Raw genomic sequence first — 17,345 nt, forward strand, 5'->3', positions numbered from 1 at the left:
TAAATGGGCTTTGTGGTCTTATGGTTGCCGCGAGCAACTATCGATTATACGTGCATGAGCGGGAAAGCCCCGTGCCACGCGGGCTTCGCGCTAGACTGTCGCTCCGTCCGGCAGGGCGGTCCATGGACGAATACCACCTTGACCGACACTTCTTCCTCCCTGATCGTGAATGGTTTGCACGGCCGCCTCGCGGGTCCTTTCGACCTGCGTGTCGAGGGCGGGGAGTGCGTGGCGTTGTCCGGGCCGTCCGGCGTGGGCAAGAGCCTGCTGCTGCGCATGATCGCCGACCTCGAACCGGCCCGGGGCCGCGTCGAACTGGACGGCACGGATCGCAACCGCATGCCGGCGCCGACGTTTCGCCGCCAGGTGACCTATGTCGCGGCCGATGCGGGATGGTGGACGGACATCGTGGCCGATCACATGGCGTATCCGGACCGGGCCCGCGCGCTGCTGCCGGAGCTGGGGCTGGCCGATGCGCTGTTCGAGGCGCCCGTGACCACGCTGTCGACCGGCCAGCGCCAGCGGCTCGCGCTGGTGCGCGCCATCTCGCAGGCGCCGCGTTTCCTGCTGCTGGACGAACCGACCTCGGCCCTGGACCCCGAAGCCACCGGCCGGGTCGAGGCCCTGCTGGCGCGGCTGCGCGAACAGGGCACCGGGCTGCTGGTGGTCACGCACGACGCGGCGCAGGCCGCGCGCATCGCCACCCGGCGGCTGCGCATGACGCCCGGGGGGCTGGAGGGCGAAACGCCATGAGTCCCATTTCGCTGACCCCGCTGGAGCTGGCCATGGCGGCCGTGCTGGTGCTGGCCAGCGCCGCGCTGTCGCTGCGCCTGGCGCTGGGGATCCAGCGGCCGCTGCTGGTGGCGGCGGCGCGCATGGTCGTGCAATTGATCCTGGTGGGCCTGTTCCTGCGGCAGGTGTTCGCGCTGACCTCGCCCTGGGTGACCGGCGCGGTCGTGGCGCTGATGATCGCCGCGGCCTGCCACGAGGTCGGTTCCAGGCAGGAGCGGCGCTTCCAGGGTGCCTGGCGCTACGGCGTGGGCGGCGTGCCGGTGGGCATCGCCACGCTGGGCATCGCGCTGCTGGCGCTGGCCACGGCGCTGCGTCCTGATCCCTGGTACGACCCGCGCCATGCGATCCCGCTGGCCGGCATCGTGCTGGGCACCGCCATGAACAGCGCCAGCCTGGCCTTGAACGGGGTGTTCACCTCGGTATCGCACGAACGGGCGGCCATCGAGGCCCGGCTGGCCCTGGGCGCCGACCGCTATGCCGCCTTCCGAAGCATCATCCGCGCTGCCGTGCGGGCGGGGGTGCTGCCGGTCATGAACCAGATGGCGGCGGCCGGCGTCATCACCATGCCCGGCATCATGACCGGGCAGATCCTGGCCGGCATGGATCCCATCGAATCGGCCAAGTACCAGATCCTGCTGATGTTCCTGCTGGCCGGCGGCGGGTTCGCGGCTTCGGCCGGCTCGGTCTATCTGGCGGTGTGGCGGCTGACGGACGCGCGCGATCGCCTGAGGCTGGAGCGGCTGGCCTCGCGGCCGCGGGGCTGACGCCGCTGCAACCGGCCGCTGCAACTGGATACCTTGTCGGGACCGCCGCTCGTGGCCTTGCGCTATGCTTGGTTCGTTGCACCCCTGTGCTCGAGGAGCCGAACGCAAATGATGCGCAAACCGCGACGCGAAATTTTCCTGGTCCTGCTGCTGGCAGGTTCGCTTGGCATGACGCCGGCCTGGGCCGATCCGCCCGGTAGCAAAGGCAACGGCAACGCCCATGCGGGCGGCAGCCACGGTGGTGGGAAAGGCCAGGGAGGCCAGGGAGGCAAGGGCCACGGGCAGGGCGACAAGGCGCCGGGCAAGGGCGGCGGGTCCGGCCAGGGCAGGCGCTCCGGTGGCGGCGACGACCTGGTCCGCGCAGGCATCACCGTGTCGCTGGCGCGCGACTACGCTTCCGACTACCGCGCCGTCGGCTACGGCCCCTTGCCCCCGGGCATACGCAAGAACCTGGCGCGCGGCAAGCCGCTGCCACCGGGCATCGCCAAGAAGGCCGTGCCGTCCGACATGCTGGCGAGGCTGCCGGTCTATCCCGGGTACGAATGGCGGGTGGCGGGCACGGATCTGATCCTGGTGTCCCTGGCCACCCTGGTCGTGGCCGACGTGCTCGCCGACGTATTCCGTTGAACCCATTACCCAGCATTCATTCCCAAGCGCTCATTTCCAAGGAGAACAAGGTGCGAAGCCTGATCACTGCCTTCCTCGTCATGCTGGCGGCTACGCTGTCCGGCTGCGGCTACAACGACCTGCAACGCGCGGACGAACAGGTCAAGGCCGGGTGGTCCGAAGTCCTGAACCAGTACCAGCGGCGCGCGGACCTCATCCCCAATCTGGTCAACACGGTCAAAGGCTATGCCAGCCACGAGCAGGAGACGCTGACCGCCGTGGTCAACGCCCGGGCGCAGGCCACCGGCATCAACGCCACGCCGGAACTGGTCAACGATCCCGAGGCCTTCGCCAAGTTCGACGCCGCCCAGCAGCAGCTGACCAGCGCGCTGTCGCGCCTGATGGTGGTGGTGGAGCGCTATCCGGACCTGAAGGCCAACGAGAACTTCCGCGACCTGCAGGCGCAGCTCGAAGGCACCGAGAACCGGATCACCGTGGCCCGCAACCGCTACATCAAGTCGGTCCAGGACTACAACGTGATCGTGCGTTCGTTCCCGAGCAACCTGACCGCGAAGGCCTTCGGCTATCCGGTCAAGGCCAATTTCTCGGTGGCCAACGAAAGCGCCATTTCCACGCCGCCTACCGTCGACTTCGGCGGCAACAAGCCCGCGGGCGCGCGATGAGCGCATGGCGGGCCTGGGGGCGCAGGGCGGCCGCCTGGCTGGCGGCCGCCGCGGCCGCGTTCTGGCTGGCGGCCGCGCCGGCCCAGGCCGCCAATGACGGCCTGGTGGCGATTCCGCCGTTCGGCGGGCTCGTCACCGACCTGACCTCGACGCTGACCGCCGAGCAGCGGTCCGGACTGGAACAGCAGTTGCGTGCCTTCCAGGAACGCAAGGGCAGCCAGCTCGCCATCCTGATCGTTCCCAGCACCGCGCCCGAGAGCGTCGAGCAGTATTCGCTGCGGGTGGCCGAGGCCTGGAAGCCCGGCCGCAAGAACGTGGACGACGGCGTACTGTTCCTGGTGGCCAAGGACGACCGGCGCATGCGGATCGAGGTGGGCTACGGCCTGGAGGGCGTCCTGAACGATGCCACCGCCAACCGCATCCTGAACGAGATCGTCACGCCCCGGTTCCGCGAAGGCGACTACTACGGCGGCATTTCCCAGGGCGCCGACCGCATCATGCGCCTCATCGACGGCGAACCGCTGCCGCCGCCACCCGAGCGCGCCGCGCAGGAAGGCGGTGACCTGGAGGGCATTGCGCCGGTGTTGCTGATCGTCGCCCTGGTGGCGGGCGGCATGCTGCGGCGCGCGCTGGGCCGGCTGCCGGGCGCGCTTCTGACCGGCGGCATCGTGGGTGGGGCGGCCTGGCTGCTGTCCGGCGCGGTGGCCATCGCGATCGTGGGCGCCTTGCTGGCGTTCTTCTTCACGCTGGTGGGCGGCGGCTTCGCCGGATTGCCTGGCGGCTACGGCGGCAGCCATCGAGGCGGCCGGGGAGGGGGCGGCTTTGGCGGCGGAGGATTCGGCGGAGGCGGCTTTGGAGGCGGGGGCGGCGGTGGCTTCGGTGGCGGCGGCGCCTCGGGACGGTGGTAGGCATGGCGATCAAACGATTCCTCAAGCATCTGGCGACGACCCGCCGCGCGGCGCACCAGGCCTTCCCGGCCCAGGCGCTGGACCGCATCGAACAGACCATTCGCGAGGTCGAGTCCCGCCATGACGGGCAGATCCGTTTCGTGGTCGAGGCCGCTCTGGACATGGGCCCGCTGTGGCAGCAGCAGTCGCCGCGGGAACGGGCGCTGGAAGTCTTCGCGCTGCAAGGCGTGTGGGACACGCCGGCCAACAACGGCATCCTGCTGTATGTGCTGATGGCCGACCATGCGGTCGAGATCGTCTGCGACCGCGGCATCCACGCCTGCGAAGGCGCCGGAACCTGGGAAGCCGTCTGCCGCGGCATCCAGGAAGCGTTCGGCCATGGCCGCTACGAACAGGGGGTGGTCGATGGCATCAAGTCCCTGGGCGAGTCGCTCGCCCGCCACTATCCCGGCGCGGCGCGCGTCAACACGCTGCCCGATCGTCCGCAGATCATGTAGCGTCCGGGGGACGGCCACGTCCCTTTCATGAAAGTGTCACCCATGCCTCCTAGCATTCGCCCAGACGCGAATCGGGAGGCATGATTCCCTGGTTTCCGGAACCGGGATGCCGCGTCGATTCGACGTTGCAACGCACCCCTCCTTGGAAACCAGAACAATGTCCGATACGTTACTCAACAACTCGCGCCGCCAGGCGCTGAAGTTCCTGGCCGGCGCGCCCGCCATGCTGCCTCTCGGGACGGTTACCGCGTCCCTGCTGGCCGCCTGTGGCGGGGACGACGACCCCATCACGCCCACGCCCCAGCCGTCAGCGGATTTCGTGTCGGCCTCGTTCACGTCCACGCCCGCGCCGTCGCTGTCCAATCCCGCCGCGATGGCCACGACCACGGTGAATTCCACGCTGACCGTGAAACTGAGCGACGGCAGCTCCCACGCCTACAAGCTGGCGTACCAACCCTTCTTCATCACCGGCGACATGGTCTCGGACGGCAAGGGCGGCAAGATCCTGGCCGGCGGCTACGTGGACATCGACAACAAGCCGATCATCGACAAGTCGGTGGCGGGCAAGGAGCGCCAGATCTTCTCGGACTCGCCCGACGGCACTTCGCTGCTGGCGCTGTCCAATGCCAACGTGCCCGGCATCAAGGGCAAGGCCGTGTTCGCCGTGGTGCAGTTCGAATACACGACGCGCGACCAGAGCGGCGCCGATACCTACGGCACGCTGCCGTCGCCCATCGCCGTCCTGACCCTGGACCAGGACCAGGCCACGGGCAAGCTGAGCCTGGTCAAGTACCACAACGTCGACACCTCGTCGGCGCACGGTCTGTGGATTACCTGCGGCGCCAGCCTGTCGCCCTGGAACACCCACCTGTCCAGCGAAGAGTACGAGCCCGACGCGCCGTTCGTCTCCACCAACGCCCAGTTCAAGGCCTTCAGCAAGAACGTGTACGGCGACGAAACCAAGGCCCGTCCCTACCACTACGGCCACATTCCCGAAGTGACGGTGAACCCGGACGGCACGGGCTCGATCAAGAAGCACTATTGCATGGGCCGGATCTCGCACGAGCTGATCCAGGTCATGCCCGACAACCGCACGGTGCTGATGGGCGACGACGCCACCAACAGCGGCCTGTTCGTGTTCGTGGCGGACAAGGAAAAGGACCTGTCGGCGGGCACGTTGTACGTCGCCAAGCTGGGCGCCGGCTTCTCGGTGGACCCGGCGGCCGCGGGCGCGAACCTGACCTGGATCAAGCTGGGCCACGCCACCAGCGCGGAAATCGAGCAGATGGCCAATACCCTCGATCCCGCGGACATCATGACCGTGCTCAAGGCCGATCCCTCGGACGACACCTACACGAAGATCTTCTCGAACGGCGCGGCCAACTGGATCAAGGTCAAGCCGGGCATGGAGAAGGCCGCGGCCTTCCTGGAAACCCACCGCTACGCCTATCTGGCGGGCGGCAGCATGGGCTTCACCAAGATGGAAGGCACCACGGTCAACATCAAGGACAAGGTCGCCTACTCGGCCCTGCAGAACATCCAGGACTCCATGGTCAAAGGCAACGCCAAGGGCTGGAACGAGCAGAGCGGCATCGCGCTGGACAAGGCGCTGATCGCCGGCGGCGTGCTGGCCCACACCTTGGCCGGCGGCCAGAAGGACCAGGCCGGCGCGGCCATCAACAGCGAATGGATGCCGGTGCACACCAGAATGCTGCTGGTGGGCGAGGACATCGCCGCCGACGCGCTGGGCAACAAGGCCAACCCCGAGCGGGTCGCCAACCCCGACAACCTGAAGTTCTCGGAAAAGCTGCGCACCCTGTTCATCGGCGAGGACAGCGGCGCGCACGTGAACAACTTCCTGTGGGCCTACAACGTCGACACCAAGTCGCTGTCGCGGCTGCTGTCGGTGCCCGCGGGCGGCGAGTCGACCGGCCTGCACGCGGTGGACGAGATCAACGGCTGGACCTACATCATGAGCAACTTCCAGCACGCCGGTGACTGGAGTTCGCTGCACGACAAGGTCAAGGACACGCTGGACCCGCTGATCCGCAGCAACTACAAGGACCGATTCGGCGCCGCGGTGGGCTACCTGACCGCCGATCCCACGAGCATCAAGCTCAAGGGTTGACGGACGCGCCCGGGCCGGCGTCGCCGCCGGTCTCGGGCAGCCGGACCAGCAGCACGGGCACCGGCGACTCGCGCAGGATCTTCTCGGCGCTGCTGCCCAGCATCATGCGGGGCAGGCCGCGCCGGCCGTGCGTGCCGATCACGATCAGGTCGGCCGGCCACTTGCGCGCTTCCTGGATCACCAGTTCGTGAACGGGGCCGGCAAAGTTATCGTGCAGCACCGTGTCCGCCGCGATGCCTGCGGCCTTCGCCTTGGCCTGCGCCTGCTGGATCAGTTCGGCGCCGTTGGCGCGCAGGACGTTGATCCAGTCGGAATACGCGGCGTAGGCGCCCATAGACCCGGCCAGCGACAACTCGTCGATGACGTGCATCAGGCGCAGCTGGCCCTTGGTCAGGGCGGCGATGCGCAAGGCCTCGTCCAGCCCGCGGTTAGAGGTGGGGCTGCCGTCGACGGGGACGAGTATGCGCTGGTACATGGGTTGCTCCTTGAATGGCGGGTGACCGGTCCGGTCAGAAATAGAAGGAAACGTCGGCGCGTCCCGAGGCGGGCACGCGGACCTGGCGGCTTTGTCTGGCCGATCCGTATTCGGCATCGATCCGGTAATTGCCCGGCGCGAGCCTGGCCAGCAGATAGGGGCCCCGGGTGGTCACGGACAGGACGTCCTTGCCGCCGCTGTCGTGGATGGCCACGCGCACGTCGGCCACGTATTCGCCGCTCTTGGCCGCGGCCAGCAGGCGCAGGCTGTAGTCCCTGGCCATGCCGCGGATGGCGGTCGATTCATCCTGGCCCACGCCACCCGTCACATAGGCGATGCCGTTCTGCTCGCCCTTGTCCATCGCCAGGCCGGCCAGCGGCCACGCGGCCGCCAGCGCAAGCGCCAGCGGCGCCGCCCATCGCAGGTTCTGCTTCATGGTGCTGCTCCTTGTCGACCCTCGGGCCGTCCAGGCCCGAGGATCAATGGGAAAACAGGACCGGCACGGTCATCGACTCCAGCAGGGTTCGTGTCGTGCCGCCCAGGACCGCCTCCCGCACGCGGCTGTGGCCGTAGGCGCCCATCACGATCAGGTCGCAGGCGTTGTCCGCGGCCGCGTTCAGGATGCAATTGCCTATCCCTATCCCCGCGCTCTCGCGCACGGTTTCCTGCGGGATGGGATATTGCCGCCCGGCGCAGTAGGCGAGGAAGTCGGCCCGCTTGACCTGGGCGGCCTGTTCCGGTTCGGACGGCGGGTCGACCCGCAGCGCGAACAGTTCGGAGGCTTCTTCCAGGATGGGGCCGGCATCGGCCAGCGCGCGGGCCGATTCGCGGCGCTCGTCCCAGCAGAAAAGCACGCGGCGGCCGATGGCGTTCAATTCGCCCACCGACGGCAGCATCAGGACGGGGCGGCCCGCCCCCAGCATCACGGCGGCCACCAGCACCGGCATCTGCTGCGGACCCGGGTCGGCGTCGTCGGGCTGGCTCATGACCAGCAGGTCGCAATAACGGGCCTGTTCGCACAGGACGTTCTCGGCCAGGCCGTTGCCGGTTCGCCAATGCGCCGTCACGCCGGTTTCGCCCGCGACTTCCTGCAGCAGCGCCTCGGTGGCGGCGCGGTCGTCGTCCACGCGCTGTCGCAGCATGCGATTGACGTCGTCGGAAACGAAGAAGCCTTCGTAGAGATAGGGGAGGGGGCGGCCGAAGCTGGCGTGGATGCCGACCAGGGCGGCATCGTGCTCGGCGGCCAGTTGCGCCGCGGCGCGCACGCGCCGCCTGCAGCCCCGGTCCAGATCCAGATGAACTGCGATACGTCCCAGCATATGCGCCTCCAGCCGTGAGTGGATGACTCCATCCTAGCCGCGACGCGATGCGTGAACCTTGATCTGGCTCAAGTCCGCCGCACGCGTGGGCGACGGTGGCAACTCATGAATAGTCTGGTACGAAAAAAGCCAAAAGGAAAGGGCGCCGGCCGGGGACTTGGTAACCAGAACTGAACGGTTGCTAGACCGCCGCCGAACGCCGCGCCAGCAGGACGGCATTGGCCGCGGCCAGCGCCAGCAGGACGACCACCAGGCCGATGAAGCCGTTCCAACCGGCCAGGTCCAGCGCGTAGCCGCCCCCCAGCCCGATCAGGCTGGAGCCGCAGTAGTAACCGAACAGGTACAGGGACGATGCCTGGGCGCGGCCCTGCCGGGCGGCCCGCGCCACCCAGGAACTGCAGATGGAGTGCGCGCCGAAGAAGCCGAAGGTCAGCACCGCCATTCCAAGGACCAGCAGCCACAAATTGCCCGACAGGGTCAGCAGCGCGCCTGCCAGTTGCAGCAGGACGCCCGCCGCCATGACGCGCCCGTGTCCCAGGCGGGCCGCCAGGTCGCCCATCCAGGCAGAACTGACGATGCCGGCCAGGTAGACCACCGAGACCATGCCGACCACGGCATGGTTGAGCGAGAACGGCGGGGCCAGCAGCCGGAAGCCGATGTAGTTGTACACGGCGACGAAGCCGCCCATCAGCAGGAACCCCTGGGCATACAAGCGCAGCATGATCGGGTTGCGCAGGTGGGAGCGGAAGCTGCCCAGGGCACTGGCCAGGTCCAGTGCGCGCGGCTTGAAATGGCGCGACGCGGGCAGGGTCTTCCAGAACAGCACCGCGCCGGCGAAGCCGATCAGGCCGATGACCAGGGCCGCGACGCGCCAGCCGTGGCCGTCGGCGACCACGCCGGCCAGCAGGCGGCCGGACATGCCGCCGATGGCGGACCCGCCTATGTACAGGCCCATGGCGAGCCCGGCCGCGCGGGGTTCCATTTCCTCGCCCACGTAGGCCATGGCGACGGCCGGCAGGCCGCTCAGGGTGATGCCCATCAAGGCGCGCAGCGTCAGCAGCGCCGGCCACTGCGGAAACAGAACCATCGCGGTGGTCAGGGCCGCCGAACCCAGCAGCGAGGCGAACATCAGTGTGCGCCGCCCCAGCCGCTCGGACACGGCGCTGGCCACCAGCATGGAGACCGCCAGCAGGGCGGTGGAAAGCGACAGCGCCAGGCTGCTGGTCGCGGCTGACAGGCCGAAATCGTGGGCGAACAGCGGCATCAGCGGCTGCACGAAATACAGCAGCGAGAAGGTCGAGAAACCGGAGGCAAACAGCGCGACCACCGCTCGCCAGAAGGCCGGCGTGCCGCGTTCGATGTGGCCGGACGGCGGGGCGGGAGAAACGGTGTTGGCCACGGAAGGCGCGGGGGCGCCGACGGGCGGAGCGGAAGACATGGCGGTCGAGCGGGTAACGGATCTAGGGGTTAACTCTAGGCTTTTTGTCTGATATCGTCCAATACTGAAATCATGCTCAGTAATATCGAATCCCTATGATCGATCTACGCCGGGTGCGGTATTTCGTGGCGGTGGCCGAGGAACTGCATTTCGGCCGGGCGGCGACCCGCCTGGGCATTTCGCAGCCACCGCTGAGCCAGCAATTGCAGGCCCTGGAGCAGGATCTGGGCGCCCGGCTGCTTCATCGCAGCAAGCGCCAGGTTTCCCTGACCGAGGCCGGCCAGTTGTTCCTGCCCGAGGCCCGCGCGCTGCTGGCCCAGGCCGAACGCGCGGCGTCCATCGCGGCGCGGGCCGCGCGCGGCGAAATGGGCACGCTGCGGGTGGGCTTCACCGAAAGCGCCGTCCTGACCGGCGCGCTGCCCCACCTGCTGTCGCGTTTCCGCGAACGGTATCCGGCCGTGGCGGTGCAACTGATCGAAGAGACCAGCCAGGAGCAGATCCAGGCCCTGCTGGACGGGCGCAGCGACGTGGGCTTCATGCGCCTGCCCGCCAGCGGTGCCTTTCCCGCGGAACTCGATGCCCACCCCCTGTTGTCCGACCCGCTGGTGGCGGTCTTGCCGCGCCAGCATCGGCTGGCCGAAGCAAGCGAGGCGTTGGGCGTTGCCGCGCTGGCGCAGGAATCCTTCGTTTTCTTCGCGCCGGGCGCGGGCACTGGCGTCTACAGCCAGGTGCTGAACCTGTGCCGGACGGCAGGCTATGCGCCCCGCATCGCCCAAGAGGCCCGGGAAGTGGTGACCATAGCCGGGCTGGTGGCGGCGCGGCTGGGTGTCTCCATCCTGCCGGCCTCGGTGCGCCGGCTGGACGTGGCCGGCGTGGTCATCCGGACGTTGCGCGAGCCCGAGGCCGCCTCGAAGCTGTGGCTGGCCAGCCGCCGCGACGGCGCCTCGGCCACCGGGGCGGCTTTCCGGCGCCTGGCGATGGGGCCCGAGCCCGCGTCCTTATAATCGTCGGCAACCGCATTCCTGCCGCTCCCTTTCTGTCGCTCCGCCATGTCCCAGCCTTCCCCCCGCATGCCCTCCACGCAGACGTCGACCTGGAAACGCTGGCTGGGCTGGGCCTGCCTGGCGCTGGCGCTGGGGCTGGTGGGCGCCCTGACGGTCAGCTGGGTCATGCGCGAGAGCTCCCCCCAGTTCGGCGAACAGCTTCGCACCGAAGGCCAGGGCGGGTCGCTGGACCTGCCCGACGGTTCCCGCATCGACGCCGGTCCCGATACCTCGCTGTCGGTGGCGTACTACTCGCGCCGGCGCCAGGTGATCCTGGCCCGCGGCCAGGCATCCTTCCACGTGCGCTGGCAGTACCGCGCCGCCTTTTCGGTGCAGTGGGGCGTGAACGAGGTGGTCATCGACGGCACTCGCATCGAGACGCCCGACGTCCTGTTCCGGGTCGTGGCCGAGCCCGAGCGCCTGCGGGTCGAACTCGTGGAAGGCAAGCTCAAGGTGCGTACCGTGACGGCCGGCCCGCGCGAGTTCGTGGATCTGCAACCGGGCGACGCCCTGACCGTGGACATGGGCACGCGCACCCACCAGCTCACGCACGCGGACCCGGCCCCCGCGCGCTAGGACCGGTTCCCGGGCAGGGGCGGCGCGATGTCTTCCAGCGACTTGCGTTCGGCGTCCACGCCATGGCGCAGCGCGCCCAGTCCCGCGGCTACCATCATGGCCGCCGCCACCGCATAGCCGGCGGCCACGGCCGCGTGGCTGCCGGTGCCTATCAGTTCGCCGAACAGGGCGGGGCCGGCGAATCCCCCCAGCCCCGTCCCCACCGCGTAGAACACCGCGATCGCCACTGCCCGCATCTCCAGCGGGAAAACCTCGCTCACGGTCAGGTAGGCGGAGCTGGCCGCCGCCGAGGCCAGGAAGAATACCGCCGACCAGCACCATGCCTGGCTGCGCGCGTCCAGCCACCCCTGCGCGAAGGCCCAGCCGGTCAGCGCCAGCCCCAGGCCGGCCGAGACATAGGTGGCCGCGATCATGCGCCGGCGGCCGACGAGATCGAACAGCGGTCCCAGCAGCAGCGGGCCCAGCACATTGGCCAGCGCGAACGGAAAGACGTACAGGCCGACGCGGCCTTCGGCCACGCCGTGGAAACGCGTCAGCACCAGCGAATACGTGAAGAAGATGGCGTTGTAGAAAAACGCCTGGGCCACCATCATGCCGAGGGCCACGGCGCTGCGGCGGCGATAGTCGCGCAGCAGGATGCGGGCGACCTGGAGCAGGGTGGGGGAGCGCCCCGCCACGGGCGAGGTGCCCGCGACCGATGGCAGCGCGCCATGGCGGCGGACGGCTTCGGCCTCGACCGCGAGCACGATGCGGCGGGCCTCGTCCAGCCTGCCGTGCGCGGCCAGCCAGCGCGGGCTTTCCGGCACGTGGCGCCGCACCAGCAGGATGGCGGCCGCCATGACGCCGCCGGCCAGGAAGGCCGCGCGCCATCCCCAGACCGGGCCCAGCACACGCGCATCCAGCAGCACCAGGCTCAGTCCCGCCCCCAGGGCCGCGCCCAGCCAGAAGCTGCCGTTGATGGCCAGGTTCACCCGTCCGCGTACCCGGGCGGGTATCAGTTCGTCGATGGCGGAATTGATCGCGGCGTATTCCCCGCCTATGCCCAGGCCCGTCACGAAGCGGCAGGCGGCGAAGAAGGCGAAGCCGGGCGCGAAGGCCGTCGCCAGGCTCCCGGCCATGTAGATCGCCAGGGTGATCAGGAACAGCCGCCGGCGTCCCAGGCGGTCGGTCATCCGGCCGAAGGCCAGCGCGCCCAGCACCGCGCCCGCGATGTACAGCGAGCCCGACCAGCCGACCTGCGCCGCGCTCAGGGCCAGCGTATCGCCGCGCTCCAGGACGCCGCCCACGCTGCCGACCAGCGTGACCTCCAGCCCATCGAGCACCCAGGCCACGCCCAGCGCGACGGCGACGCGGGTGTGCCAGGGCGACCAGGGCAGCCGGTCGAGGCGGTTCGGCAGGTCGGTTCGGGTCATGGTTCGTCCAGTCTGGTCACCTCCACCATGGAGATGCGGTTGTCGTCCAGTTCCCTGACGGTGTAGCGGTAGCCGGCGTGGTCCAGCCAGGCGCCCACGGGAGGCAGTTCGGCGAACTTGGCCAGCAAGAAGCCGGCCAGGCTGGTGTAGCCGGCGCCGGCCAATCCCGAAGGCATGCCCAGAGCCTGCTCCACGTGCCGCAGGTCGGCCGAGCCGTCCATGCGCCAGCGCCCCGGCCCCTGAGGCTGTATGGACGGCGCCTCGTCCTCGTCGGGGAAGTCGCCGGCGATGGCCTCCAGCACGTCCACTGGCGTGACCAATCCGAGCACCGCGCCGTATTCATCGGTCACCAGGACCAGTTGGCCACGAGAATCGCGCAGCACATCCATCAGGTCGAGGATGGGTATCGATTCGTGGACGTAGATGGGAGCGCGCAGCCGGGAGGCGTCGATGGTCCCGGATTCGAGCAGGTCGGCCAGGAGGTCCTTGGCGCGGGCCACTCCGACGATGTCGTCGAAATGCCGTCGGCAGACCGGCATGTAGCTGTGGGGCGTATCGAGGATGCGCGCGCGCTGTTCGTCCGCGCCGGCCGTCAGGTCCACCCAGGAGATCTCCGAGCGCGGCGTCATGATGGAGCGTACCGAACGGTCGGCCAGCGTCAGTACGCCGCTGACCATGTGGCGTTCTTCTTCGGCGAAGGCGCCGGGCGTCGGAGAGGGCGCGCCTTCCTCCGTTGCCTGGGCGGTGCGATGGCCGCCCAGCATCGTCAGGATCGCATCGGCGGTCCGCGCCCGCAGCGGCCGGCGCGCGGCGTGCTTGAGCGCGTTGCGGCGGGCGGTCTGGTTGAAGGCCTCGATCAGGATGGAGAAACCGATGGCCGCGTACAGATAGCCCTTGGGGATATGGAACCCCAGCCCGTCCGACACCAGGCTCAGGCCGATCATCAGCAGAAAGCTCAGGCACAGCACCACGACTGTCGGATGGGCATTGACGAAGCGCGTGAGCGGCTTGGACGCAAACAGCATGATGGCCATGGCCACGACGACCGCGATCATCATGATGGACAGCTCGTTGACCATGCCCACGGCGGTGATCACCGAGTCCAGCGAGAAAACGGCGTCGAGCAGCACGATCTGCGCGATGACCAGCCAGAACCCCGCCTCGACCTTGCGGTTGCCCGCGTGGTCGCCGCTGCCTTCCAGCCTTTCGTGCAGTTCCAGCGTGGCCTTGAACAGCAGGAACAAACCGCCGGCCAGCAGGATCAGGTCGCGTCCCGCGAACGAGAAACCCGCCACGCTGAACAGCGGGCGGGTCAGCGTGGCCAGCCAGGAGATGGCGGACAGCAGCGCCAGCCTCATGACCAGGGCCAGCGACAGGCCGATGACCCGGGCCCGGTCCCGTTGGGCGGCCGGCAGCTTGTCGGCCAGGATGGCGATGAAGACCAGGTTGTCGATGCCCAGCACGATCTCGAGCACGATCAGGGTCAGCAGGCCGGCCCAGGCGGTGGGGTCCATCAACCAATCCATGGCTTGCTCCGCGGGAAGGGAAGATCCCGCAGTGTCGCATGACGTCCGGGAATCCGGACATCGTGGGGGTGTCGATTCCGCGTTTCCGCAAGTATCCACGGCACGCGTGCTCCCTGGTCCGGAGCGGCCATGCATGAGCCGCAATGGCGCGCATATTGCTTGCGTTGGCGCCTGCGGCGGACCGCGTCCGGGCCGCTGGCCACGATAAGGAGAACAAAGGTGACAATCCACGCAGCATCCGTACCCCCGTCCTCATCCCGTCCTTCCTGGATGCCGCGGCCTGGCCGCAGCCTCGTCTACAGCCTGGCGCTGGCCGGCCTGATCGGCCTGGCCGGCTGTGGCAGCGACGATGATCCGCCGCCCGCGCCTCCCGAACCGCCTGCCAATACCTATCCGCACGCGAAGGAACCGATAGGCACGGTACGGCAGATGTACGACGGCACCCTGACCCCCGATCTCGCGGTGAACACCTTCCGCAACATCGACCGTCTGTTCCCGACCCGCAGCATCGCTCCCGCCGCCACGCCGCGCCCGCTGCCCAAGGCCGCCAAGCAACTGCCCGCCATCAAGTTCACGGCCGGCGGCAAGAACTACGACATCTACGACTACCTGGCGCTGAACCGGGTCTCGGGCCTGCTGGTGCTCAAGAACGGCGAGATCGCCTATGAGACCTACCAGTACGGCAACACCGAGAAGACCCGCTGGATGTCCATGTCCGTCGCCAAGTCCATCACCTCGACGCTGATCGGCGTCGCCATCCAGGACGGCCTGATTGGCAGCGTGCACGACCAGGTGGTCAAGTACGTGCCCAAACTGGCCGGCAGCGCCTACGACGGCGCCACCGTGCGCGACGTGCTGATGATGTCCTCGGGCGTGAAGTGGGACGAGACCTATACCAATCCCGCCTCGGACCGCCGGGCGCTGCTGGAAGCCCAGATCGGCCAGAAACCTGGCACGGCCCTCGAGCTGATGAGCAAGCTGCCGCGCGCGGCAGCGCCCGGATCCACCTTCAACTACAGCACGGGGGAAACGCAGATCGCCGGCGAACTGCTGCACGGTGCGATCAAGAAACCGCTGGCCCACTACCTGTCCGAGAAGATCTGGTCCAAGTTCGGCATGGAAGCCGAGGCCAACTGGTGGCTGGACTCGCCGGACGGCATCGAGATCGGCGGCAGCGGCCTGAGCGCCACGCTTCGCGACTGGGGCCGCTTCGGGCTATTCTTCATGAACGATGGCGTGATCGACGGCAAATCCATCCTGCCCAACAACTGGGTGGCCGATGCCGGCAGCGGCAAGTCGCTCAGCGGCGGCGATCCCTTGCCTTACTACGGCTACATGTGGTGGGTGAACACCGACGGCCAGTCGGCGATCGACAAGGCGTTCTATGCGACCGGCATCTTCGGCCAGAACATCTACATCAACCAGAAGGAAAAAGTGGTCATCGTGACCTGGGGCGCGCAGTCCAAGCCCACGGGCGCGGGCGTCGTCAACAACACGGCTTTCTTCGACGCGGTGGTGAAGGCGCTGCAATAAGGGCAGGGCGGCCGCCGGGACGAGGAGGGCGGGGCGCCGTCCCCTTTCCTTCGTCCCGCGGTTCATTCACAAGGAACATTCCCGCCATGCTCATCCGCCCTGCCGTCGAGACGGACTTCGATCAATGGCTGCCGTTGTGGCGCGGCTACCAGACTTTCTACCGGGTAGATATCCCGCCGGAAACGACGCAACTGACCTGGGCTCGGATGATGGACGAACGCGAACCCATGCATTGCGCGGTCGCCGAATCCGATGGCCGTCTGGTCGGGCTGGCGCACTACATCTTCCATCGTAGTTGCTGGACGCCGGGAGACTACGTCTACCTCCAGGACCTGTACGCGCTGCCAGAGTATCGCGGACAAGGCGTGGGCCGGGCGCTGATCGAACACGTCTACCGGGCCGCCGACGACGCCAACGCGGCACGCGTGCATTGGCTGACCCACGAGAGCAATGCGCAGGCGATGCGGCTATATGACCAGGTGGCGGAGAAAAGCGGGTTCGTTCAGTACAGGAAGGTGCTGGGATAGGGCGGGCGGCGAGAAGGTTGCGGCAAACCTCGACCGGAGCGCCGTAGGCCAGCATGTGTAGGGAGTAACTGGGACACGATGATTCACGTTTCCTAATACATTACTTTACATAATACACATTATGCGTGTTATTGAGGAAGCCGCCCCGGGGCTCACGTCATGAACAGATCGATCATCTGTTCCCGCATCCAGATGCACGCCGGACTGGTGTGCGAACGTTCGTGCCAGAAAACCCCCACGTCGAAGGTCGGCATGGCGATGGGCAGTTGCGCGACCTGCAGCGTTCCTCCCTTGGACAGTTCCGTGGCGACTCGGCGCGGCACGATGGCGATCAGATCGGTACGGGCCAGCGTCATGGCCAGGGCCATGATGTTGGGAAAGTACGTGACGATGCGGGCGTGTTTCTTCAACAGCACTTCCTCGATGACCTGGTGTCCGCCGCCGACGGACGTTACGACCGCATGCGAGGCTTGCAGCAGCGATTTCTGGGTCAACGCGCTTCGCGACAGAGCATGTCCGGCGCGCATCAGGACCACGTAGCGTTCCTCGAACAAGTGCTGTGTCCTCAGCCGGCTGCCGCGCAGCCTGGGCAGATGGCCCGCGGCGAAATGGATGCGCCCGTTCTCGAGCCCGATGCGTATGTCTTCCTGAGCCAAGGTTTCGGTCTGTACGCGCACCTTCGGCGCCACCTGCTGCAGGCGCTCCAGCAGCATGGGCAGGATGTTTACCTGTCCCATGTCGGGAATGTGAAAGCGAAAAATCTGTTCACTGACGCCGGGATCGAAGTTCTTGCGGTGATCCAGCGCCTGCTGCAAACCGCTCAAGGCGTTGATTACGGTCTCGGCGATTTCGAGCGCGTAAGGCGTGGGCTGCATGCCGCTCGTGCTGTTGACGAACAAGGGATCGCCCAGGAGCTGGCGCAGCCGGGTCAAGGCATTGCTCATCGCCGGCTGGGTGATGCCGAAGCGATCGGCGGCCAGCGTCACGCTGCGGGTTTCGAGCATGGCCTGGAAAACCGAGAACAGATTGAGGTCGGAACGGTAGGTGTTCATGGCCTTTCAGAATTCATTTAATCAATTCCTGGAATACAGTAAATAAACTTAAAAAATGACTACGGC

Annotated in this window: 18 protein-coding genes; 11 read left to right on the forward strand and 7 right to left on the reverse strand. The window is 67.8% G+C overall.

Annotated features, from left to right (window positions below; translation table 11 throughout):
- Positions 1-138: 138 nt before the first annotated feature.
- From EV675_RS17885 to EV675_RS17915, 7 genes are all read left to right on the forward strand, one after another.
- Positions 139-753 carry an ABC transporter ATP-binding protein gene (locus EV675_RS17885; RefSeq protein WP_207221996.1) on the forward strand — a complete coding sequence of 205 codons (615 nt, stop codon included), beginning with the start codon at positions 139-141 and terminating at the stop codon, positions 751-753.
- Positions 750-1,556 carry an ABC transporter permease gene (locus EV675_RS17890; protein ID WP_130358564.1) on the forward strand — a complete coding sequence of 269 codons (807 nt, stop codon included), beginning with the start codon at positions 750-752 and terminating at the stop codon, positions 1,554-1,556. The genes EV675_RS17885 and EV675_RS17890 overlap by 4 nt, the downstream gene beginning before the upstream one ends.
- 108 nt (positions 1,557-1,664) lie before the next feature.
- The gene (locus EV675_RS17895; RefSeq protein WP_165404644.1) at positions 1,665-2,183 is read left to right on the forward strand and encodes an anti-virulence regulator CigR family protein; all 519 of its coding nucleotides are present in this window, start codon (positions 1,665-1,667) and stop codon (positions 2,181-2,183) included.
- 80 nt (positions 2,184-2,263) lie between these two features.
- Entirely contained in the window at positions 2,264-2,845 is a 582-nt protein-coding gene (locus tag EV675_RS17900) for a LemA family protein (protein ID WP_130360186.1), read from the forward strand.
- A complete protein-coding gene (locus EV675_RS17905; RefSeq protein ID WP_130358565.1) occupies positions 2,842-3,753 on the forward strand; it encodes a TPM domain-containing protein in 912 nt (303 codons plus the stop codon). The genes EV675_RS17900 and EV675_RS17905 overlap by 4 nt, the downstream gene beginning before the upstream one ends.
- A 2-nt stretch (positions 3,754-3,755) precedes the next feature.
- Positions 3,756-4,250: a TPM domain-containing protein gene (locus EV675_RS17910; protein WP_130358566.1), complete on the forward strand. Its 495-nt coding sequence runs from the start codon at positions 3,756-3,758 to the stop codon at positions 4,248-4,250.
- A gap of 157 nt (positions 4,251-4,407) precedes the next feature.
- Complete coding sequence (locus tag EV675_RS17915; RefSeq protein WP_130358567.1) at positions 4,408-6,378, forward strand: PhoX family protein; 1,971 nt, start codon at positions 4,408-4,410, stop codon at positions 6,376-6,378.
- On the opposite strand, the gene EV675_RS17920 is transcribed toward EV675_RS17915, so the two are convergent.
- From EV675_RS17920 to EV675_RS17935, 4 genes are all read right to left on the reverse strand, one after another.
- On the reverse strand, positions 6,368-6,853 hold the full coding sequence (locus tag EV675_RS17920) for a universal stress protein (RefSeq protein ID WP_130358568.1): 486 nt from the start codon (positions 6,851-6,853) through the stop codon (positions 6,368-6,370). The two genes, EV675_RS17915 and EV675_RS17920, sit on opposite strands and share 11 nt — an antisense overlap.
- Before the next feature lie 34 nt (positions 6,854-6,887).
- Positions 6,888-7,289, reverse strand: coding sequence for a carboxypeptidase-like regulatory domain-containing protein (locus EV675_RS17925; protein WP_130358569.1), 402 nt, complete (start codon positions 7,287-7,289; stop codon positions 6,888-6,890).
- 43 nt (positions 7,290-7,332) lie between these two features.
- A complete protein-coding gene (locus EV675_RS17930) occupies positions 7,333-8,172 on the reverse strand; it encodes a universal stress protein (protein WP_130358570.1) in 840 nt (279 codons plus the stop codon).
- 181 nt (positions 8,173-8,353) lie between these two features.
- Entirely contained in the window at positions 8,354-9,610 is a 1,257-nt protein-coding gene (locus EV675_RS17935) for an MFS transporter (protein WP_130358571.1), read from the reverse strand.
- A 95-nt stretch (positions 9,611-9,705) separates the two neighbouring features.
- Here EV675_RS17935 and EV675_RS17940 point away from each other — a divergent pair, with 95 nt between their 5' ends.
- Positions 9,706-10,614 (forward strand): LysR family transcriptional regulator, encoded by a 909-nt coding sequence (locus EV675_RS17940; protein ID WP_207221997.1) that lies wholly within the window; start codon positions 9,706-9,708, stop codon positions 10,612-10,614.
- Positions 10,615-10,659: 45 nt separating this feature from the next.
- Positions 10,660-11,229, forward strand: a complete 570-nt coding sequence (locus tag EV675_RS17945) for a FecR domain-containing protein (protein ID WP_130358572.1) — start codon at positions 10,660-10,662, stop codon at positions 11,227-11,229.
- Here the strand turns inward: EV675_RS17945 and EV675_RS17950 are convergent.
- Together EV675_RS17950 and EV675_RS17955 are read right to left on the reverse strand one after the other, a co-directional pair.
- Positions 11,226-12,641: an MFS transporter gene (locus tag EV675_RS17950; protein ID WP_130358573.1), complete on the reverse strand. Its 1,416-nt coding sequence runs from the start codon at positions 12,639-12,641 to the stop codon at positions 11,226-11,228. The two genes, EV675_RS17945 and EV675_RS17950, sit on opposite strands and share 4 nt — an antisense overlap.
- Positions 12,638-14,167, reverse strand: a complete 1,530-nt coding sequence (locus EV675_RS17955; protein WP_130358574.1) for a TerC family protein — start codon at positions 14,165-14,167, stop codon at positions 12,638-12,640. The genes EV675_RS17950 and EV675_RS17955 overlap by 4 nt, the downstream gene beginning before the upstream one ends.
- Before the next feature lie 219 nt (positions 14,168-14,386).
- On the opposite strand from EV675_RS17955, the gene EV675_RS17960 reads away from it, so the two are divergent.
- Both EV675_RS17960 and EV675_RS17965 read left to right on the forward strand, forming a co-directional pair.
- On the forward strand, positions 14,387-15,700 hold the full coding sequence (locus EV675_RS17960; RefSeq protein WP_242621487.1) for a serine hydrolase domain-containing protein: 1,314 nt from the start codon (positions 14,387-14,389) through the stop codon (positions 15,698-15,700).
- Between the two features lie 86 nt (positions 15,701-15,786).
- The gene (locus tag EV675_RS17965; RefSeq protein ID WP_207221998.1) at positions 15,787-16,227 is read left to right on the forward strand and encodes a GNAT family N-acetyltransferase; all 441 of its coding nucleotides are present in this window, start codon (positions 15,787-15,789) and stop codon (positions 16,225-16,227) included.
- A gap of 152 nt (positions 16,228-16,379) precedes the next feature.
- On the opposite strand, the gene EV675_RS17970 is transcribed toward EV675_RS17965, so the two are convergent.
- A complete protein-coding gene (locus tag EV675_RS17970) occupies positions 16,380-17,279 on the reverse strand; it encodes a LysR family transcriptional regulator (protein WP_130358575.1) in 900 nt (299 codons plus the stop codon).
- Positions 17,280-17,345 lie beyond the last annotated feature (66 nt).

Source organism: Pigmentiphaga kullae (assembly GCF_004216695.1).
Taxonomy (GTDB): Bacteria; Pseudomonadota; Gammaproteobacteria; order Burkholderiales; family Burkholderiaceae_B; genus Pigmentiphaga; species Pigmentiphaga kullae.

Excerpts from the sequence above, each read along its gene's own strand:
- EV675_RS17890 (WP_130358564.1), top strand. The coding sequence starts at position 750 with ATGAGTCCCATTTCGCTGACCCCGCTGGAGCTGGCCATGGCGGCCGTG.
- EV675_RS17955 (WP_130358574.1), bottom strand. The coding sequence starts at position 14,167 with ATGGATTGGTTGATGGACCCCACCGCCTGGGCCGGCCTGCTGACCCTG.
- EV675_RS17895 (WP_165404644.1), top strand. The coding sequence starts at position 1,665 with ATGATGCGCAAACCGCGACGCGAAATTTTCCTGGTCCTGCTGCTGGCA.
- EV675_RS17910 (WP_130358566.1), top strand. The coding sequence starts at position 3,756 with ATGGCGATCAAACGATTCCTCAAGCATCTGGCGACGACCCGCCGCGCG.
- EV675_RS17950 (WP_130358573.1), bottom strand. The coding sequence starts at position 12,641 with ATGACCCGAACCGACCTGCCGAACCGCCTCGACCGGCTGCCCTGGTCG.
- EV675_RS17900 (WP_130360186.1), top strand. The coding sequence starts at position 2,264 with ATGCTGGCGGCTACGCTGTCCGGCTGCGGCTACAACGACCTGCAACGC.
- EV675_RS17945 (WP_130358572.1), top strand. The coding sequence starts at position 10,660 with ATGTCCCAGCCTTCCCCCCGCATGCCCTCCACGCAGACGTCGACCTGG.
- EV675_RS17970 (WP_130358575.1), bottom strand. The coding sequence starts at position 17,279 with ATGAACACCTACCGTTCCGACCTCAATCTGTTCTCGGTTTTCCAGGCC.
- EV675_RS17920 (WP_130358568.1), bottom strand. The coding sequence starts at position 6,853 with ATGTACCAGCGCATACTCGTCCCCGTCGACGGCAGCCCCACCTCTAAC.
- EV675_RS17965 (WP_207221998.1), top strand. The coding sequence starts at position 15,787 with ATGCTCATCCGCCCTGCCGTCGAGACGGACTTCGATCAATGGCTGCCG.
- EV675_RS17905 (WP_130358565.1), top strand. The coding sequence starts at position 2,842 with ATGAGCGCATGGCGGGCCTGGGGGCGCAGGGCGGCCGCCTGGCTGGCG.
- EV675_RS17935 (WP_130358571.1), bottom strand. The coding sequence starts at position 9,610 with ATGTCTTCCGCTCCGCCCGTCGGCGCCCCCGCGCCTTCCGTGGCCAAC.
- EV675_RS17940 (WP_207221997.1), top strand. The coding sequence starts at position 9,706 with ATGATCGATCTACGCCGGGTGCGGTATTTCGTGGCGGTGGCCGAGGAA.
- EV675_RS17925 (WP_130358569.1), bottom strand. The coding sequence starts at position 7,289 with ATGAAGCAGAACCTGCGATGGGCGGCGCCGCTGGCGCTTGCGCTGGCG.
- EV675_RS17930 (WP_130358570.1), bottom strand. The coding sequence starts at position 8,172 with ATGCTGGGACGTATCGCAGTTCATCTGGATCTGGACCGGGGCTGCAGG.
- EV675_RS17915 (WP_130358567.1), top strand. The coding sequence starts at position 4,408 with ATGTCCGATACGTTACTCAACAACTCGCGCCGCCAGGCGCTGAAGTTC.